Origin of the sequence: Kitasatospora sp. NPDC086009 (assembly GCF_044540385.1) — a bacterium.
Classification (GTDB): domain Bacteria; phylum Actinomycetota; class Actinomycetes; order Streptomycetales; family Streptomycetaceae; genus Kitasatospora.
The window spans coordinates 27,719-46,006 of the sequence record NZ_JBITSA010000017.1 but is presented as its reverse complement, the minus strand read 5'-3'; the positions used below and the strand labels follow the sequence as shown (position 1 = coordinate 46,006).

At 73.4% G+C, this 18,288-nt stretch carries 15 protein-coding genes; 10 read left to right on the top strand and 5 right to left on the bottom strand.

What is annotated here, in order from left to right; all coding sequences use genetic code 11:
* Positions 1 to 106: 106 nt before the first annotated feature.
* Entirely contained in the window at positions 107 to 889 is a 783-nt protein-coding gene (locus ACIF6L_RS31000; protein WP_396490853.1) for a S1 family peptidase, read from the top strand.
* Positions 890 to 1,117: 228 nt separating this feature from the next.
* On the opposite strand, the gene ACIF6L_RS30995 is transcribed toward ACIF6L_RS31000, so the two are convergent.
* Entirely contained in the window at positions 1,118 to 1,351 is a 234-nt protein-coding gene (locus ACIF6L_RS30995) for a hypothetical protein (RefSeq protein ID WP_396490836.1), read from the bottom strand.
* Between the two features lie 536 nt (positions 1,352 to 1,887).
* Here ACIF6L_RS30995 and ACIF6L_RS30990 point away from each other — a divergent pair.
* The 6 genes from ACIF6L_RS30990 (at position 1,888) to ACIF6L_RS30965 (ending at position 8,942) form a co-directional block, all read left to right on the top strand.
* Positions 1,888 to 3,999 carry a DNA topoisomerase IV subunit B gene (locus ACIF6L_RS30990; RefSeq protein ID WP_329489867.1) on the top strand — a complete coding sequence of 704 codons (2,112 nt, stop codon included), beginning with the start codon at positions 1,888 to 1,890 and terminating at the stop codon, positions 3,997 to 3,999.
* 156 nt (positions 4,000 to 4,155) lie between these two features.
* Positions 4,156 to 4,641 (top strand): DUF1453 domain-containing protein, encoded by a 486-nt coding sequence (locus ACIF6L_RS30985; RefSeq protein WP_359806427.1) that lies wholly within the window; start codon positions 4,156 to 4,158, stop codon positions 4,639 to 4,641.
* Positions 4,642 to 4,683: 42 nt separating this feature from the next.
* Positions 4,684 to 5,844: a sensor histidine kinase gene (locus tag ACIF6L_RS30980; protein ID WP_396490837.1), complete on the top strand. Its 1,161-nt coding sequence runs from the start codon at positions 4,684 to 4,686 to the stop codon at positions 5,842 to 5,844.
* A 65-nt stretch (positions 5,845 to 5,909) separates the two neighbouring features.
* A complete protein-coding gene (locus tag ACIF6L_RS30975; RefSeq protein ID WP_396490854.1) occupies positions 5,910 to 6,608 on the top strand; it encodes a response regulator in 699 nt (232 codons plus the stop codon).
* Between the two features lie 124 nt (positions 6,609 to 6,732).
* Positions 6,733 to 7,275, top strand: coding sequence for a DUF485 domain-containing protein (locus ACIF6L_RS30970; RefSeq protein WP_396490838.1), 543 nt, complete (start codon positions 6,733 to 6,735; stop codon positions 7,273 to 7,275).
* Positions 7,272 to 8,942 (top strand): cation acetate symporter, encoded by a 1,671-nt coding sequence (locus ACIF6L_RS30965; protein WP_352294224.1) that lies wholly within the window; start codon positions 7,272 to 7,274, stop codon positions 8,940 to 8,942. The genes ACIF6L_RS30970 and ACIF6L_RS30965 overlap by 4 nt, the downstream gene beginning before the upstream one ends.
* A 97-nt stretch (positions 8,943 to 9,039) precedes the next feature.
* On the opposite strand, the gene ACIF6L_RS30960 is transcribed toward ACIF6L_RS30965, so the two are convergent.
* Positions 9,040 to 9,729: a response regulator gene (locus tag ACIF6L_RS30960; RefSeq protein WP_396490839.1), complete on the bottom strand. Its 690-nt coding sequence runs from the start codon at positions 9,727 to 9,729 to the stop codon at positions 9,040 to 9,042.
* Complete coding sequence (locus ACIF6L_RS30955; RefSeq protein WP_396490840.1) at positions 9,726 to 11,408, bottom strand: ATP-binding protein; 1,683 nt, start codon at positions 11,406 to 11,408, stop codon at positions 9,726 to 9,728. The genes ACIF6L_RS30960 and ACIF6L_RS30955 overlap by 4 nt, the downstream gene beginning before the upstream one ends.
* A gap of 322 nt (positions 11,409 to 11,730) precedes the next feature.
* Between ACIF6L_RS30955 and ACIF6L_RS30950 the strand changes: the two genes are divergently transcribed.
* Genes ACIF6L_RS30950 through ACIF6L_RS30940 form a run of 3 tightly spaced genes read left to right on the top strand, consistent with a single transcriptional unit; the run spans position 11,731 to position 14,542 of the window.
* Entirely contained in the window at positions 11,731 to 12,564 is an 834-nt protein-coding gene (locus ACIF6L_RS30950) for an ABC transporter ATP-binding protein (protein WP_396490841.1), read from the top strand.
* A gap of 31 nt (positions 12,565 to 12,595) precedes the next feature.
* Complete coding sequence (locus ACIF6L_RS30945) at positions 12,596 to 13,426, top strand: ABC transporter permease (RefSeq protein WP_380388628.1); 831 nt, start codon at positions 12,596 to 12,598, stop codon at positions 13,424 to 13,426.
* Between the two features lie 39 nt (positions 13,427 to 13,465).
* Positions 13,466 to 14,542 carry an ABC transporter substrate-binding protein gene (locus tag ACIF6L_RS30940; RefSeq protein WP_352294220.1) on the top strand — a complete coding sequence of 359 codons (1,077 nt, stop codon included), beginning with the start codon at positions 13,466 to 13,468 and terminating at the stop codon, positions 14,540 to 14,542.
* A gap of 45 nt (positions 14,543 to 14,587) precedes the next feature.
* Here ACIF6L_RS30940 and ACIF6L_RS30935 read toward each other — a convergent pair whose 3' ends face one another.
* Together ACIF6L_RS30935 and ACIF6L_RS30930 are read right to left on the bottom strand one after the other, a co-directional pair.
* Complete coding sequence (locus tag ACIF6L_RS30935; RefSeq protein WP_396490842.1) at positions 14,588 to 15,505, bottom strand: sucrase ferredoxin; 918 nt, start codon at positions 15,503 to 15,505, stop codon at positions 14,588 to 14,590.
* Between the two features lie 204 nt (positions 15,506 to 15,709).
* A complete protein-coding gene (locus tag ACIF6L_RS30930; protein ID WP_352294216.1) occupies positions 15,710 to 18,160 on the bottom strand; it encodes a DNA topoisomerase IV subunit A in 2,451 nt (816 codons plus the stop codon).
* Positions 18,161 to 18,288: the final 128 nt, after the last annotated feature.

The window sequence follows — 18,288 nt, the reverse complement described above, 5'->3', positions numbered from 1 at the left end:
CCCGGATCGCGCGGACCTGCCGACCGTCGCCTCGCCCTCGGCGTGCCCGGCCGGCCGGCCGGTACGTCGCCGCTACCGGGCGGCCGTCCTGGGCCTGCTCGCCGCGCTGCCCGCGACGCTGGTCGCGTTCGGCCCGGCCGCACCGGCCGAGGCCCAGCGGCGGGTGATCGGCGGCGCCGTCGTGAGCACCGCCGACCATCCGTGGATGGTGGCGGTCGCCAGCCGCCAGCAGTTCGGCAACGGTCGCTCGGGGCAGTTCTGCGGCGGTGCGCTCGTCACTCCGACCAAGGTCGTGACGGCGGCGCACTGCTTCTACGACGAGGCCAAGGGCCGGCGGGTGGAGCGGCCGGGGCTGAAGGTCGTGGTGGGCCGGGACGACCTGCGCGGCTCGGTCGGCCGTGAGGTGCCCGTCGAGGCGGTCTGGATCCACCCCGACTACGCCTTCGCGGCCAACATGAACGATGTGGCGGTGCTCACGCTCACCGAGTCGCAGGGTGCCCGCCCGGTGATCGACCTGGTCGGCCAGGGGGACCCCGAGCCGTACCGGGAGGGGAACCGGGCGCAGGTCTACGGCTGGGGGGACACCTCGGGCAAGGGCGACTACTCGCCCACGCTCCGTGGTGTCGACGTGTCGGTCATCCCCGACCGGACCTGTGCCCAGGCCTACCCGGGTGGGCCGGACGGGCACTTCGACGCCCGCGGCATGGTCTGCGCCGGTGCGGAGAAGGGCGGGAAGGACGCCTGCCAGGGGGACAGCGGTGGCCCGCTGGTCGTCGCCGGACGCCTCGCCGGGCTGGTCTCCTGGGGGACGGGCTGCGCGGAGGCGGCCCACCCGGGTGTCTACACCCGCGTCGCCGCGGTCGCCGACGCGGTACGCTCCGTCCTGTAGTCGCACGGCCACGTTCTGACGTCGCGTCGCCCGTACCGTCGGGCGGCGCGACGGCCCGTACCGAAACCGCGGCGGGCCCGGCCGGATCGTAGCTGGTCCGATCGCGGCCGGAAACAGCAGAGCCGGGCGACCGGCCCCCGTCAGGGGACCCGCCGCCCGGCTCGCCGGTCGCGCGCAGTGCGCGGCCGGACACAGCTCGTTGGCCTGCTGCTGCAGTGGCGCCCGGTATCAGCGCTCTTCGTCGGCGGCCGCGGCGTTGGTGGCGCTGCTGAGCCGGCCGCTCTCGTCCTGTATCTCCACGGCGATCTTCTTGAGCTCGGGCTCGAACTTCCGGCCGTGGTGGGCACAGAAGAGCAGCTCTCCACCGCTGGCGAGTACGACGCGCAGGTAAGCCTGGGCGCCGCAGCGGTCGCAGCGGTCAGCCGCGGTGAGCGGGCTCGCAGGGGTCAGAACAGTAGTCACGTCGCCTCTTCTCTAGCTCGACGAGCTGTCGTACCAGGGTCAACATCCAACCAGGCCGAAAACGTTCCCGCTCGTGGCTTTTCTTCTTTGAGGATTCTGCTGTGTTGATGAGGACGTGCCCCGGGGGCCGGTGGTTCATGCGTACCGAAGCCCAGGATCCGCCTGTCCCTCGAACGCCCGATCGGGACGGGGTGCGAGGTCCGCGTAGCATAATCCTCTGCTGGGTTGGAGCATAAGCCCCGTCCTGGGCCCCGGTAGCCTGCATAACGGCAGTTCCGGAGCCTGCGCCCGGTCCCACGATCCGCCAGGACCGGTGGTACCGGGAGGAGATGGCGCTCCGGTGCGCGGAATCCGGCGCGGTGCGTGTTCGCGCAGCGCGTACAAGCTGCGCGGGACCGGCTCGTCGTGCTGTGACCCAGCGCAGGGGCGTGCACACGTGGCGGAGCTGTTGTCGGTGCGGTGTGCTGCACTGGCGGACGTTCCGGCTGTGCCCGGATGTGACCGATGAGACAGAACTTCACCGAGGAGAGTGCCGCGTGAGTGCCGAATCGACCGTGCCGTCCGCACTGCTGGCCGGGGACGACGGCTCCAACTACACCGCTCGGCACCTGCTCGTCCTGGAGGGCCTGGAGGCGGTTCGCAAGCGCCCCGGCATGTACATCGGCTCCACCGACAGCCGGGGCCTGATGCACTGCCTCTGGGAGATCATCGACAACTCGGTCGACGAGGCCCTCGGCGGCCACTGCGACCGCATCGACGTCGTCCTGCACGACGACTCCTCGGTGGAGGTGCGCGACAACGGCCGCGGCATCCCGGTGGACGTCGAGCCCAAGACCGGGCTCTCCGGTGTCGAGGTCGTGATGACCAAGCTGCACGCCGGCGGCAAGTTCGGCGGCGGCTCCTACGCGGCCTCGGGCGGCCTGCACGGCGTGGGCGCGTCCGTCGTCAACGCCCTCTCGGCCCGGCTGGACGTCGAGGTGGACCGCGGCGGCCACACCCACGCGGTCAGCTTCCGCCGGGGCACCCCGGGTATCTTCACCGAGGGCGGCCCGGACGCCCCCTTCGAGCCCGCCAACGGCCTCAGCAAGGCCCGCAAGGTGCCGAAGGCGCGCACCGGCACCCGGATCCGCTACTGGGCCGACCGGCAGATCTTCCTCAAGGACGCCCGGCTCTCCCTGGAGCACCTGCACAACCGGGCCCGGCAGACCGCCTTCCTCGTCCCCGGCCTCACCATCGTCGTCCGTGACGAGCGGTTGACCGAGAGCGACGTGGTCGAGGAGTCGACCTTCCACTACGACGGCGGCATCGCCGAGTTCTGCGAGTTCCTCGCGCCGGACAAGCCGGTCTGCGACGTGCTGCGGCTGCACGGCGAGGGCACCTTCAAGGAGACCGTCCCCGTCCTGGACGAGGTCGGCCACATGACGCCCACCGAGGTCACCCGCCACCTCGGCGTGGACATCGCGCTGCGCTGGGGCGCCGGCTACGACACCACCCTGCGCTCCTTCGTCAACATCATCGCCACCCCCAAGGGCGGCACCCACGTCACCGGCTTCGAGCGCTCGCTCGCCAAGACCGTCAACGAGGCACTGCGCGCCGCCAAGCTGCTGCGCGTCGCCGAGGACGACATCACCAAGGACGACGCCACCGAGGGCCTCACCGCCGTGGTCACCGTCCGGCTCGCGGAGCCGCAGTTCGAGGGCCAGACCAAGGAGGTGCTGGGCACTTCGGCGGCCAACCGGATCGTCGCCGCGGTGGTCGCCAAGGAGCTCAAGGCCTTCCTGACGTCCGCCAAGAAGGACGAGAAGCTCCAGGCCAGGGCCGTCCTGGACAAGGTCGTCGCGGCCGCCCGCACCCGGGTCGCCGCCCGCCAGCACAAGGAGGCCCAGCGTCGGAAGACCGCGCTGGAGACCAGCTCGCTGCCGGCCAAGCTGGCCGACTGCCGCAGTGACGACGTCGAGCGCAGCGAACTCTTCATCGTCGAGGGGGACTCCGCGCTCGGGACCGCCAAGCTGGCCCGCAACTCGGAGTTCCAGGCGCTGCTGCCGATCCGCGGCAAGATCCTCAACGTGCAGAAGGCGTCCGTGAGCGACATGCTCAAGAACACCGAGTGCGCCGCGATCATCCAGGTGATAGGGGCCGGTTCGGGCCGCACCTTCGACATCGACCAGGCCCGTTACGGCCGGGTCATCTTCATGGCCGACGCCGATGTCGACGGTTCGCACATCCGCTGCCTGCTGCTGACGCTCTTTCAGCGCTACATGCGGCCCATGGTCGAGCAGGGCCGGGTCTTCGCCGCCGTCCCGCCGCTGCACCGGATCGAGCTCACCAACCCCAAGCGGGGCCAGGACAAGTACCACTACACCTACTCCGACGCCGAGCTGCGCTCCACCCTGCTGGAGTTCCAGCGCAAGAACATGCGCTGGAAGGACCCGGTCCAGCGGTACAAGGGCCTCGGTGAGATGGACGCCGACCAGCTGGCCGAGACCACCATGGACCCGCGCCACCGCACCCTGCGCCGGATCAACCTGGGCGACCTGGAGCAGGCCGAGAAGATCTTCGACCTGCTGATGGGCAACGACGTCGCCCCCCGCAAGGAGTTCATCGTCGACTCGGCGGCCACCCTGGACCGCTCGCGCATCGACGCCTGAGCACACCGCCGCACGGCAGGGGCCCTCCACCCTCGGGTGGAGGGCCCCTGCCGTGCCGGCTCCACCCCCGGTCCACCCCGGCGCCGATCAGCGGGGGGCGCCGGATCCGTAGCGTCGGGGAGGTCAGCAAGCCCTCCTGTCGGAACGGAGAATCCGATGACCGGCCTCGTCAACGTCCTCGTGATCATCGCGGTGGTCGCCCTGGTGCTCCGCCGCCAGCTGAGCCCGCAGCGCCTCGACACCGAGCGCCGGTTCTGGGTGCTGCCGCTGGTCCTCGCCGTGCTCGCGCTGCGCGACCCGGGCCTGGTCGACGGTGCCCACCGGGCCCTCTCGATCGGGCTGACCGCCGCCTCGCTGCTGGTGGTGCTGGCGATGGGCTGCGTCTGGGGCTGGACCGTCCGGATCTGGCGCGGCGAGGACGGCGCGCTCTGGACCCGCGCCACCAAGGCCACCGGGGCGGCCTGGGCCGGCATGATCGCCGTCCGGATCGGTCTGTACGGACTGGGCGCGGCGCTGCACGTCCACCAGAGCGGCAGCGCGCTGATGCTCGGGCTCGCCGCGCTGCTGGTGGTCCGGACCGTCGTGGTGAACTGGAGGGCGCGGGAGCTGGCGACGCCGTACCGCGCCGGCGTGGCCGGCTGACCGGCCGGCCCGCGCCCGACCACACCGACGAGAGGGAGACCCGTGCCCGGGTGGAGCTGGACCGGCTGGCCGGCCCGCGAGGGGCTGGAGAGGGACGCGGAGAGCCCGGCCCGGCGGGTCCTGACGCTGATCGGCCGGACGGTCCTGCTCGTGACCCTGGGCTGGGGGACGTTCTCCCGCGGCGGGTACACCGGCTGGGCGGTGGCCGCGGCGGCGGCCGGGCTGGCCGCGGTGGTCCTGCTGACGGCCGCCTTCCTGCGGGCCGCCCGCGCGCAGCTGCTGCGGCCCGCGCTCGCCCTGGCCGCCGTCCTGATCGGCACCGCCTGGGTCGCCGAGTGGGGGAGGGCCCACCTGCTGGCCGACTTCGTCTGGGGCGGGCTGGCCCTGACGGCGCTGGTCCGGCTGCCCGCCGGCGCCGCGCTGGCCACCGCGGCGGCCGCGTTCGGCAGTTACACGGCCGCCAGCTGGGAGAGCTGGCTGGGGATCCTCGCCACGGTGGGCGGGCTCACCCTGCTCGGCTACCTGCTGCGGATGGACGGCGAGGCACGTGGCACCGCCCGGCGGCTGCTGGCCCAGGAACGGGCCGCGCGGGCCGCCGAGGCGGAGAGCGCGGCGCTCGCCGAGCGGGCCAGGATCGCCCGCGAGATCCACGACGTCCTGGCCCACAGCCTCTCCGCGCAGCTCGTCCACCTGGAGGCGGCCCGACTGATGCTGGACGCGGGCACCGACCGGGAGCAGGTCCGCGAACGGGTGGTGGCGGCGCGGCGGATGGCGCAGGACGGCCTGGCCGAGACCCGGCAGGCGCTTTCCGCGCTGCGCGGCGAGTTCACCCCGGTCGGCGAGTTCCTGGTGGAGCTGACCGGGCGCGAGCGGGCCGCGTTCACCGTCACCGGGACCCCGCGCCCGCTCCCCGCCGAAGCGGGGCTCGCGGTCCGGCGCACGGCGCAGGAGGCTCTGACCAACGTGCGTAAACACGCCCCCGGCGCACGCTGCGCGCTGGAACTGCGCTACCTGCCCGACGCGGTGGAGCTGGAGGTGCGCAACACCCGCCCGGGCCGCGGCGAATCGGCCGGTGGGCTGGCGGCCACCGGCAGCGGGTACGGTCTGCTGGGGATGCGCGAACGCGCGGAACTGCTCGGCGGCAGCCTGCTGGCGGGCCCGGACGAGGGAGGGTGGCGCGTGCTGTTGCGGGTGCCGGTGTGACCGGGGCGGATCCGACCAGGGTGCTGGTCGCGGACGACCAGACGGTGGTGCGCGAGGGCATCGTGATGCTGCTCGGCCTGTTGCCGGGCATCGAGGTGGTGGGCGCCGCCGCCGACGGCGAGGAGGCCGTCGAGCTGGTCGAGCGGCACCGCCCGGACGTCGTCCTGATGGACCTGCGGATGCCGCGCTGCGACGGGGTCGAGGCCACCCGCCGGATCCGGGCGGCGCACCCGGAGACCGAGGTCGTCGTGCTGACCACCTACGCCGACGACGAGTCGCTCTTCCCCGCGCTGCAGGCCGGGGCCCGCGGCTACCTCACCAAGGACGCCGGCGGCGACGAGATCGCCCGGGCCATCGCGGACGTCCGCTCGGGCGCCGCCGGGCTCTCACCGCAGGTGCAGCTGCGCCTGCTGGAGCGGCTGGCGGGCGGTGCGCAGCAGGCCACCGCGCCGGGCGGGTGGGACGCGTCGCACGGCGGCGGGCGTGGCGGTGGCGGTGGCGGCGAGGCGGGCCGGTCCGGTCCGGCCGGGCCCGGAGCGGGGCGCCCGGCGGAGCTGCCGGACGGACTGACCGCCCGCGAGGCCGAGGTGCTGGCACTGATCGCGGAGGGCCTCTCCAACACCGAGATCGCCCGTCGGCTGTTCGTCAGCCCGGCCACCGTGAAGACGCACATCAACAATCTGTTCGCCAAGACCGGGGTGCGGGACCGCGCCCAGGCGGTCGCGTACGCCTTTCGCCATGGGTTCACCGGTACGCAGCAGTAGTCGGATGAGCACCTGTCGGATCATCGATCACCTCATCGAGTGAACGTATCTGCAATGGGAGTTGGCGGCCTCCGCGGGCCTCCATCATGGGTTCCGTCAGAGCCCCGCCGGTCCAGGAGCAGTAGTGCCACAGCAGCAGACGAGCAGTCCCGGACAGGGGCAGCGATTCGACTGGTGGGCCGCTCCCGCCGCGGCCCCCCAGCCCGACCGGCCCGCGCCGCCGGCCCCCGCCGTGCCGCCGCCGGCACCACCGGTGCCGTCCGCGCCGCCCGCGGCCCGGACGGAGGCCGCCCCGCCCGCCCGGCCGCTCGCGCCGGCTCCCGTGCCGCCGGTCGAGGCCCCGTCGGCCGTCGACAGCAGCGAGGTGTACCGCGCCGTCCAGGGCAGCGACGCGTTCCAGGAGATCAGGCGCAGCTACCGGGCCTTCGTCCTCCCGGTCAGCGGGGCGTTCCTCGGCTGGTACCTGCTGTACGTCGCCGCCCAGGCCGGCGCGCCCGGGCTGATGCGCAGCCAGGTCGCCGGCCCGGTCAACGTGGCCTGGCTGCTCGGCCTGCTGCAGTTCGCCTCGACCTTCCTGCTCACCTGGCTCTACGCCCGCAACGCCCGCACCAAGCGGGACCGGGCCGCGCTGGGCCTGCGCTGGGACACCCAGGACCAGCTGCGATGAGGACCGCGACCCCGCCTCCCGTCGCCCCCGCCGGCGACCACCACGACCTGGCCATCGTGCTCTTCGCCGTCATCGTCCTGGTCACCCTGGGCATCACCCTCTGGGTGGGCCGCCGGGGCAGCGCCGCCGAGGACTTCTACGCCGGCGGCCGTGACTTCACCCCGCTGCAGAACGGCTTCGCGCTCTCCGGCGACTACCTCTCCGCCGCCTCCTTCCTCGGCGTCGCCGGGCTGATCGCGCTGTACGGCTACGACGGCGTGCTCTACAGCATCGGCTTCCTGGTCGCCTGGCTGGTGGTGCTGATGCTGGTCGCCGAGCTGGTCCGCAACGCCGGCCGGTACACCCTGGCCGACGTGCTGGCGCTGCGCCTGCGGCGGCGCAAGGTCCGGGCGGCGGCCGGCGGCGCCAGCGTCGTCGTCACCCTGCTCTACCTGGTCGCCCAGATGGTCGGCGCGGGCAGCCTGGTCGCCCTGCTGCTCGGCACCAGCAGCACCCAGGCCCGGACCTGGACCATCGTGGCGGTGGGCGGTCTGATGATCGTCTACGTCACGGTCGGCGGGATGCGGGCCACCACCTGGATCCAGATCGTCAAGGCCTTCCTGCTGATCGCGGGCTCGGTGCTGCTCACCGTGCTGCTGATGGTCCGCTTCCACGGGGACGTCGGTGAGCTGATGCGGCAGGCCGCCCAGCACAGCGGCGCCGGGCAGCGGTACCTGGAGCCGGGGCTCAAGTACGGGGCGAGCTTCACCAGCCGGCTGGACTTCTTCAGCCTCGGCCTCGCCCTGGTGCTGGGCACCGCGGGCCTGCCGCACATCCTGTCCCGCTTCTACACGGTGCCCACCGCCCGGGCTGCCCGGCGCTCGACGATGTGGGCGATCGGGCTGGTCGGCGGCTTCTACCTGATGGCCATCGCGCTCGGCCTGGGCGCCACCGCGCTGGTCGGTTCGGCGGAGGTCCGGCACGCCAACGCGGCGGGGAACACGGCCGTCCCGCTGCTGGCCCTCGTCCTCGGCGGCGGCAACGGCAGCACCGGTGGGGTGGTGCTGTTCGCGCTGATCTCGGCGATCGCCTTCGCCACCATCCTGGCCGTGGTCGCCGGGCTGACGCTCGCCTCCTCGGCCGCCTTCGCCCACGACATCTGGGCGGGCGCCTGGCGGGGGCGCCCGCGCCGTCGGCGGGGCGGCGTGCCGGCCTCCCGGCGGGCCCGCCGGGAGGCGTCCGAGCGCGAGGAGGTCGGCGTCGCCCGGATCGCGGCGGTGGGGATCGGGGCGGTCGCGATCGCGCTCAGCCTCTTCGCCCAGCAGCTGAACGTGGCCTTCCTGGTCGGCCTGGCCTTCGCCGTCGCCGCCTCGGCCAACCTGCCGGTGCTGCTGTACACGCTGTTCTGGCGGCGGTTCACCCCGCGCGGCGCGGTCTGGTCGGTGTACGGCGGGCTGATCCCGGCGATCGTCCTGGTGACCTTCTCGCCGGTGGTCTCCGGCACCAAGGTGGCGCTCTTCCCGGGGGTGGACTTCCACTGGTTCCCGCTGGAGAACCCGGGCATCGTCTCCATCCCGCTGGGCTTCCTGGCCGGCTGGATCGGCACCCTCACCTCGCCCGAGCCGGCCGACGCGGACCGCTACGCCGAGCTGGAGGTCCGCTCCCTCACCGGAGCCGGCGCGGCCTGAGTCGCGGCGGGCGCCGCACGGCGCGCACGGAACCCCGACGGGCCTGGGACCCGTCGGGGTTCCGCCGTGAACGGCGGCGTCCGGCCCGGGGCGGCCGTCAGGCCCGGACGGCCAGCACGTAGCGGTGCTCGGGCCGCCCGGTGTCGCCGTAACGCAGGGTGAGCCGCAGCCGGCTGTCCCGCTCCAGCTGCTTGAGGTAGCGCTGCGCGGTGGAGCGGCTCAGCCCGGTGGCGTCCGCGACCTCCTGGGCGCAGAGCGGGCGGCCGGCGCGGCGGAGCACACCGAGCACCAGGTCGGTGGTGGGCGCCGAGTGGCCCTTGGGCAGGGCGGCCGCGGGGGCCGCCGTGCCGCGCAGGGTGGCGAAGAGCCGGTCCACCTCGTCCTGGCCCGCCTCGCGCGCGGCCGGTCCGGCCAGCGCGTGCCGCAGCTGCGCGTAGGCGACCAGCTTCTCCCGCAGCCCCGCGTAGCTGAACGGCTTGACCAGGTACTGCAGGGCGCCGTGCTGCATCGCGGCGTGCACCGTGGAGACGTCCCGGGCGGCCGTCACCATCATCACGTCGCACGCCACCTGCCGTTCGCGCAGGCGCCGCACCAGGGCGAGGCCGGTCTCGTCCGGCAGGTGGTGGTCGAGCAGCAGCAGGTCCACCGGGCGGCGTTCCAGCGCGGCGAGCGCCTGACCGGCCGAGTGCGCGGTGCCGGTGACCCGGAAGCCGGGCACCTTGGCCACGTACGCGGCGTGCACGTCGGCGACCCGGAAGTCGTCGTCCACCACGAGTACGTCGATCATCGGGCCTCCACGAGCGGTGCGGGGACGGGCGGTACGGGGACGAGCGGTGCGGGGACGGGCGGTACGGGAAGGGGTGGTGCGGGGGCGACCGCGGCCGGGGGGTCGTCGTGCAGGGCCTCGGGGAGCTCGACGGTGAACCGGGCGCCGCCGAGCGGCCCGGTGTCGAGCACGATCCGGCCACCGGTCCGTTCGACCAGCCGCCGCACCATCGCCAGCCCCAGCCCGCGCGGCCGGTGCGCGGGCGCGTCCTTGCTGGTCCACCCCTCTTCGAAGACCCGCTCGCGCAGGGCCGCCGGCACCCCCGGCCCGCTGTCCGCGACCTCGGCCAGCAGGGTGGACCCGGCCGCCGCCAAGGTCACCGCCACCTGACCGCCGCCGCCCGGAGCCACCGCGTCGACGGCATTGTCGATCAGGTTGCCGAGCACCGTGACCAGCGCCCGGGTGTCCACCACCGCGTCCGGCAGGTGCGCCGCCGGGGCGACCGCCAGCCGGACGCCGCGCTCGGCCGCGACCGCCGCCTTGCCGGCCAGCAGCGCCGCGACGTGCGGGTCCCGCACCCGCTCGCCGATGCGGGCCACCGCCGCCGCGTGCGAGCCCGACTGCTCGGAGATGAACGCCACCGCCTGGTCGTGGCGGCCGAGCTCCAGCAGGCCGAGCAGGGTGTGCATCCGGTTGGCGTGCTCGTGGTCCTGGGCCCGCAGGGCCTCGGTGAGGCTGCGGGTGGTGTCCAGCTCACGGACCAGGGACTCCAGCTCGGTGCGGTCGCGCAGGGTGACCACCGCGCCGCCCTCGGCCGTCGCCATCCGGTTCACCACCAGCACCCGGTCGTCCCGGACGGCCGGCAGGTCGGCGCCGGTGATCCGCCCGGCCAGCACGTCGGCCAGTCGGCCCGGCGGCAGCACCTCGTCGATCGGCCGCCCGGCGAACTCCTCGGGGAGGCCGAGCAGCCGCCCCGCCTCGTCGTTGGCGAGCCGGATCCGGCCCCGTTCGTCCAGGGCCACCATGCCCTCCCGGATGCCGTGCAGCATCGCCTCCCGCTCCACCAGCAGCGCCGAGATGTCGGCCAGCGCGATGTTGTGGGTGCGGCGCTTCAGCCGGCGGGCCAGCGCCAGCGTGGCGACGGTGCCGGCGGTCAGCCCGGCGCCCGCGCAGAGCAGGATGCCGGTGAGCATCTTCAGCAGCCGCCGACGGATCGAGTCGTCGCTGATGCCCACCGAGACCTCGCCGACGATCCGCCCGTCGGCGACCCGCAGCGGGACCTTGCCGCGCGCGGTACGGCCCAGGGTGCCCTCCTGGATGGCGGTGACGCTGCGCCCGGCGAGGGCAGGCTCGGGATCGGTGGAGACCCGCTGGCCGATCCGGCCGGGATCGGTGTGCGAGAGCCGGATGCCGTCCAGGTCGGTGACCACGACGAAGCTGGCGCCGGTGGCCGTCCGGATCTGCTCGGCGTTGCGCTGGGCGGTGGCGGCGTCGCGGACCTCGGCGGCCCGGGCGATCGTCTCGTCGCCGGCGGTGGCCTGGGCGATGGACAGCGCGCGCTGCATCGCGTCGTGGTCCAGTTCGGCGCTGACCGGTGCCAGGAACAGGCCGGCGGTGAGGACGGTGACGCCGACGGTCACCACGGTCTGGCTCAGCAGCAGCTGGGCGAAGACCCGGCGGGGCCAGTGGGGGTGTTTCATCCGGGCCTCCTCTCGGGGGCGTCCGACCGGCCGCGGTCGACGGGCGAGGGGGATCAGGGCGGGGCGGGGGGTTTGGGGGATCGGGCGGGGCGGATCGGGGCGGGGTGGATCGGGCGGAACCGGGTGGGTGGCGGGTCGGTGGTCGGCACACCCTATGTTTCCGGGGTGGTTCTGTCAGCCGTGCCCCCGCTGTTGTAGCGGAAGCAAAACGAGCAGAACAGCCCTCAACGCGGAGAACCCGCAGTTCGCCGAGAAGTCTCCCGCCGCCGCCCCCGCCGCTCCTAGCCTCCCGGGGCAAGCACAGAGCACCCCGGGAGGTTCCATGAGCACAACCCCGGCGACCGGGCCGGCGCCGGCCCCGGCGATCGAGCTGACCGGCGCCACCAAGCGGTTCCGCACCCCGTCCGGCGCCCTGCACACCGCCGTCCGCGACCTCGACCTGACCGTCGCGCAGGGCGAGTTCGTCGCCGTCGTCGGCCCCACCGGCTGCGGCAAGTCCACCACGCTGACCCTGGTCAGCGGCCTGGAGGAGCCCACCGAGGGCGAGGTCCGGGTGTACGGCCGGCCGGTCGACGGCATCGACCGGAAGGTCGGCTTCGTGTTCCAGCAGGACGCCGTCTTCCCCTGGCGGACCGTGCTGTCCAACGTCACGGCCGGCCCGCGCTTCCGCGGCGTGCCGGCCACCGAGGCCAGGGAGCGGGCCCGCGACTGGCTGGCCCGGGTGGGCCTCGGCGACTTCGAGGACCGCTACCCGCACCAGCTGTCCGGCGGTATGCGCAAGCGCGTCGCGCTCGCCCAGACCTTCGTCAACGACCCCGGCATCCTGCTGATGGACGAGCCGTTCTCGGCGCTGGACGTGCAGACCCGCGCCCTGATGTCCGACCAGCTGCTGGAGTTGTGGGCCGGCACCGGGTCGTCCGTGGTCTTCGTGACCCACGACCTGGACGAGGCGATCGCGCTGGCCGACCGGGTCGTGGTGATGACCGCCGGACCGGCCACCGTCAAGGAGGTCTTCACCGTCGACCTGCCCCGCCCGCGCACCGTGGAGGCGGTCCGACTGGAGCCGAGGTTCGTCGAGTTGTACCGGGAGATCTGGGCGTCGCTCGGCGAAGAGGTGCGCATCACCCGGGAGAGAGGAGGGGGTCGTGCCGCTTGAGACCGCGCCGGCCGTCGCCGGAAAGGCCCCGGTGGCCACCGCCACCAGGACGGAAGCCCGCGAACGGGCCGCCCGCAGGCGAAGGCTGGGCATCTACGGAGCCCGGATCGCGGTGCTGGTGGCCTTCCTCGGACTCTGGGAGCTGTGCGCCCGCACCGAGGTCGTCGATCCCTTCAACTTCTCCCAGCCGACGAGGATCTGGGACCAGATCTGGCAGTGGATCACCCACGGCACGGCCCAGGGCTCGCTCGGCGAGCAGATCGGCTACACCCTCTACGAGGCCCTCACCGGCTGGGTGATCGGTGTCACCGGAGGCGTGCTGCTGGGCATCGCCCTCGGCCGGATCCGCTTCCTGGCCGACGTGTTCGGGCCCTACATCAAGGTGCTGAACGCCATCCCGCGCATCGTGCTGGCCCCGATCTTCCTGATCTGGTTCGGCCTCGGCCCGGCCTCCAAGGTGGCCTCGGCGGTGGTGCTGGTGTTCTTCCCGGTCTTCTTCAACGCCTTCCAGGGCGCCCGCGAGGTCGACCGCAACCTGGTCGCCAACGCCCGCATCCTGGGCGCCGACAACCGGCGGGTCACCCTTCAGGTGGTCATCCCCGCCGCCACCACGTGGATCTTCACCAGCCTCCACGTCAGCTTCGGCTTCGCGCTGATCGGCGCCATCGTCGGCGAGTACATCGGCGCCACCAAGGGTCTCGGCCTGCTGGTCGCCGCGGCCCAGGGCACCTTCAACGCGGCCGGCGTGTACGCCGCGATGACCATCCTCGCCGTCGTCGCGCTGTTCACCGAGGGGCTGCTGACCTTCGCCGAGAAGAAGCTGTTCCGCTGGAAGCCCGCCGACTCCGGCGACGGCCGCTGACCCCCCACCCCGTTCCACCGCAGAGAGGCACCCCCACCCATGCGCCCGAACCCGACCGGCAGAGCTGCCGCCGCCGCCCTCGCCGCCGTCCTGCTGTTCCCGCTCGCCGCCTGCGCCAACGACGCCGCCTCCGTCTCCCACAGCGGAGCCGCCCCGGCCGGGCAGAAGGTCGACGGCCCCAAGGTCAAGATCATGGTCGGCGGCCTGGACAAGGTCATCTACCTGCCCGCCATGCTCACCCAGCGCCTCGGGTTCTTCGCCGAGGCCGGAGTCAACGTCGAGCTGCTGAGTGAACCGGCCGGCGTCAACGCCACCACCGCGCTGCTCGCCGGGGACGTCCAGGGCGCGGTCGGCTTCTACGACCACACCATCGACCTCCAGGCGAAGGGCAAGAACGTCGAGTCGGTCGTGCAGTTCTCCCAGGCACCGGGCGAGGTCGAGATCGTCTCCGCCAAGCAGGCCGACGCCATCACCTCGGGCGCCGACTTCAAGGGCAGGAAGCTCGGCGTCACCAGCATCGGCTCCTCCACCGACTTCCTCACCAAGTACCTCGCCGTCAAGAACGGCACCGCGGTCAGCGAGTTCAGCCCGATCGCGGTCGGCGCCGGCCAGACCTTCATCGCCGCGCTCCAGCAGGGCAGCATCGACGCCGGCATGACCACCGACCCGACCGTGGCCGCCGTTCTCGACAAGGGCCTCGGCAAGATCCTCTACGACATGCGGACCCCCGAGGGCTCGCGCGCCGCACTCGGCGGGCTCTACCCCTCGTCCTCGCTCTACATGAGCTCCGAGTGGGTGGAGAAGAACAAGGACACCACCCAGAAGCTCGCCAACGCCTTCGTCAGGACGTTGAAGTGGATGGCCGCGCACACCCCGGCGGAGATCGCCGAGAAGATGCCCGCGGACTACGCGCAGGGCGGCGCCGAGCAGTACGCGGCGGCGATCGGGGCGACCCTGCCGATGTTCACCACGGACGGGGTGATGCCCGCCGACGGGCCGAAGACCGTCCTCGCGGTGCTCGCCGCCTTCCACCCGGACGTCAAGGGCAAGGAGGGTTCCATCGACCTGGCCCGCACCTACACCACGGAGTTCGTCGGCAAGGCCGCCACGGGCTGACCCCGCGCCGGCGGTCCCGCGCCCACCCCCACGGGCGCGGGGCCGTCACCGTTCCTGGACCGACAGCGCCCGGACCGCCGCCACGTCCATCCGCGACGGCGTGCCCGCCGCCTTGCCGCAGCTCTCCGGGCGGGCCGGCTCGCTCGCGCCCTCGACCACGTCCACCTCCCAGGCCCGGCCGTCCCGGTGCCGCACGGTCACCAGCCAGCGCCCCGCGCCGGCGGAGCGCTGGCTCAGGCTCAGCGCGTCCACCTCGGTCTCGCCGGTGGCCAGCCGGACGGCGTGGTCGGCCGCCTGGCCCGGGCGCTCCCAGCCCGAGCAGCCCCGCGACCACTCCGGCACCATGTGCCCGGAGGCCGTCGCCGCCAGCACCTCCTTGGCGCTCTCCGCCGTCAGCCGCCCGTAGGCGAAGCCGTACGGCAGCACCAGCATGGTGGGGGAGAAGCGGTGCCCGCCCAGGTGGGTCACCTCCCACACCTCGCTGTGCCCGGCCGCCGTCAGCTGAGCGGCCAGCGGCCGGCCCAGCAGCGCGCAGCAGCGGTCCCGTCGGCCGTTGGTGCACACCAGGGCCACCGGTCCGCCGACGTGCTCCGCGCCGAACCCGCCGTGCTCGCCCGCCCCCAGCGCCCCGAAGTCCAGCCCGAGCAGCTCCGCGGGGTCCGTGACCGCCCCCCGGCGCACCCAGCCGCGACCCGGCACGGTGTGCGCGACGAACACCTCGTGCCGCGCGGTCGGCAGGCAGTCGGCGTGCCGGCCCGGCCGCCGGATCAGCGCCACCCGCACGCCCGTCCCCGCGGCGGCCGCCTCCAGGGCCCGCCCCACCGCGGCGTCCAGATGGCTCTCCGCGAGCGCCTTCGCGCCCCACGGCCCGGTCTGCTCGATCAGCAGCCAGGTGGTGGCGGTGGCCGCGGTGGCGGCCAGCGGCTCCGACAGTTCACGCGACACGGTCGCACAGGTGCTCACGCAGGCAAGGCTACCCTTGGCCCCCCGGGCCTCTGGGGCTTGGCACCCGCTTGGCCCCCTCGGCTCCCTGGGCTCCCTGGGCTCCCCGTACGCGGCTCCTGCGACCCGGCCCGGACGCGAGAGAGGGGCGCCGGACTCCGGCACCCCTCCCACGACCTGCGGCCGGCCGCTGTTACAGCGGGCCGCCGTTACACCGTTCCGCCCTTACACCGGGCCGGCCACCACACCGATCGGCGCCGTCACCGGCGTGCCCGACCCGTCACGACGCGGGTCGCGCTCCGGCAGGTCGACCGGAGCCCCCTTGGCCCCGGCCGCGCGGGCCGGCGCGGCACCCGCCCAGGCGAAGGACAGCACGTCCTCGCCGCGCAGGAACCGCTGGCAGCGCACGCCGCCGGTGGCCCGGCCCTTGCGCGGGTACTGCTCGAACGGCGTGACCTTCCAGGAGCTCTGCTCCTCGCCCGTCAGCGTGCCCGAGGCACCGGCCACCGAGACCACCACCGCGTCCACGGCCGGGTCCACGGCGGTGAAGGAGAGCACCCGGGCGCCGTCCGACAGCTTGATCCCGGCCATGCCGCCCGCCGGTCGGCCCTGCGGGCGCACCTGGCCCGCCGGGTAGCGCAGCAGCTGGGCGTCGGAGGCGATGAAGACCAGGTCCTCCTCGCCGGTGCGCAGCTCGACCGCGCCGACCACCTCGTCACCCTCCTTGAGGGCGATCACCTCGAACTCGTCCTTGTTCGCCGGCCACTCCGGCACCACCCGCTTCACCACACCCTGCGCCGTGCCCAGCGCCAGACCCGGCGAGGACTCGTCCAGCGTGGTCAGCGCCAGCGCCCGCTCGCCCGTCTCCAGCCGCAGGAACTCGCCCACCGCGGCGCCGCCCGCCAGCGTCGGCGACGGCGTCGGCGGCAGCGCCGGCAGGTCGATCACCGGCAGTCGCAGCACCCGGCCCGCCGACGTCACCACACCGATGTCCGCCCGCGCCGTGGCCGGCACCGCCGAAACGATCACATCGTGCTTGGAGCGCTTCTCCGACACCTCGAACGGCTCGCCGTCCGCCGTCCGCGCCAGCAGGCCCGTCGAGGAGAGCAGCACCCGGCACGGGTCGTCCGCCACCTCCAGCGGAACGGACAGCGCCGCCGACGGGGCCGCGCCCGCCTCCAGCAGCACCGTTCGCCGCTCGGTGCCGAACTGCTTCGACACCGCGGCCAGTTCGCCCGACACGACGTTGCGCAGCCGGGTGTCCGACTCCAGGATCTCGGTCAGCTCCGCGATCTCGGAGTTGAGCTTCGCCTGCTCCTCCTCCAGCTCCACCCGGTCGAACCGGGTCAGCCGGCGCAGCGGCGTGTCCAGGATGTACGCGGTCTGCGTCTCCGACAGCGAGAAGCGCTCCATCAGGCGCTCCTTCGCCCGCGCCGCGTTGTCGCTCGACCGGATGATCGCGATGACCTCGTCGATGTCGATCAGGGCCACCAGCAGGCCCTCGACCAGGTGCAGCCGCTCCTGGCGCTTGCGCCGACGGAACTCGCTGCGCCGGCGCACCACCTCGAAGCGGTGGTCGACGTAGACCTCCAGCAGCTCCTTCAGACCCAGCGTCAGCGGCTGGCCGTCCACCAGGGCCACGTTGTTGATGCCGAAGGTCTCCTCCATCGGCGTCAGCTTGTAGAGCTGCTCCAGCAGCGCCTCCGGCACGAAGCCGTTCTTCACCTCGATCACCAGCCGCAGCCCGTGCTCGCGGTCGGTGAGGTCCTTGACGTCCGCGATGCCCTGCAGCTTCTTCGCGTTGACCAGGTCCTTGATCTTCGAGATGACCTTCTCCGGGCCGACGTTGTACGGCAGCTCGGTGACCACGATGCCCTTGCGGCGGGCCGTCACGCTCTCGATCGTCGTCGTCGCACGGATCTTGAAGGTGCCGCGGCCCGACTCGTACGCGTCCCGGATGCCCGACAGGCCGACGATCCGGCCGCCGGTCGGGAGGTCCGGCCCGGGCACGAACCGCATCAGCGTGTCCAGGTCGGCGTTCGGGTGCTTGATCAGGTGCCGGGCCGCCGCCACCACCTCGGACAGGTTGTGCGGCGGCATGTTGGTCGCCATCCCGACCGCGATCCCCGTCGCGCCGTTCACCAGCAGGTTCGGGAACGCGGCCGGCAGCGCCAGCGGCTCCTGCTCGCTGCCGTCGTAGTTCGGGCCGAAGTCGACGGTGTCCTCGTGGATCGACTCCACCATCGCCATCGAAGCCGCCGTCAACCGCGACTCGGTGTACCGCATCGCGGCCGGCGGGTCGTCGTTGCCCAGCGAACCGAAGTTCCCGTGCCCGTCGATCAGCGGCAGCCGCATCGAGAACGGCTGCGCCATCCGGACGACCGAGTCGTAGATCGACGCGTCACCGTGCGGGTGCAGCCGGCCCATCACCTCGCCCACCACGCGGGCGCACTTCACGTGCGCGCGGTCCGGCCGCAGGCCCATCTCGTTGGCCTGGTACAGGATCCGCCGGTGCACCGGCTTCAGACCGTCCCGTGCGTCGGGCAGCGCACGCGAGTAGATCACCGAGTAGGCGTACTCCAGGAAGGAGCCCTGCATCTCGTCCACGACGTCGACGTCGAGGATCCGCTCCTCGAAATCTCCGGGCGGCGGGGTCTGCGAACTGCGGCGGGCCATCGCGGCGGGGCTCCCTTACGTCTCGCTTGCGTCTCGTCGTCGTCAGTCGTCGTCTGCGTCTGCCGTCGTGTGCTGTCCTCGTCGGCTGTCGTCAACAGGGCCCAGCGCCCCCATTGTGGACCCTCGCG

Bases quoted from the DNA above. Each gene is read 5' to 3' on its own strand.
- ACIF6L_RS30940 (WP_352294220.1), top strand. From the start codon at position 13,466: ATGCGCCCGAACCCGACCGGCAGAGCTGCCGCCGCCGCCCTCGCCGCC.
- ACIF6L_RS30965 (WP_352294224.1), top strand. From the start codon at position 7,272: ATGAGGACCGCGACCCCGCCTCCCGTCGCCCCCGCCGGCGACCACCAC.
- ACIF6L_RS30930 (WP_352294216.1), bottom strand. From the start codon at position 18,160: ATGGCCCGCCGCAGTTCGCAGACCCCGCCGCCCGGAGATTTCGAGGAG.
- ACIF6L_RS30985 (WP_359806427.1), top strand. From the start codon at position 4,156: ATGACCGGCCTCGTCAACGTCCTCGTGATCATCGCGGTGGTCGCCCTG.
- ACIF6L_RS30950 (WP_396490841.1), top strand. From the start codon at position 11,731: ATGAGCACAACCCCGGCGACCGGGCCGGCGCCGGCCCCGGCGATCGAG.
- ACIF6L_RS30975 (WP_396490854.1), top strand. From the start codon at position 5,910: ATGCTGCTCGGCCTGTTGCCGGGCATCGAGGTGGTGGGCGCCGCCGCC.
- ACIF6L_RS30955 (WP_396490840.1), bottom strand. From the start codon at position 11,408: ATGAAACACCCCCACTGGCCCCGCCGGGTCTTCGCCCAGCTGCTGCTG.
- ACIF6L_RS30960 (WP_396490839.1), bottom strand. From the start codon at position 9,729: ATGATCGACGTACTCGTGGTGGACGACGACTTCCGGGTCGCCGACGTG.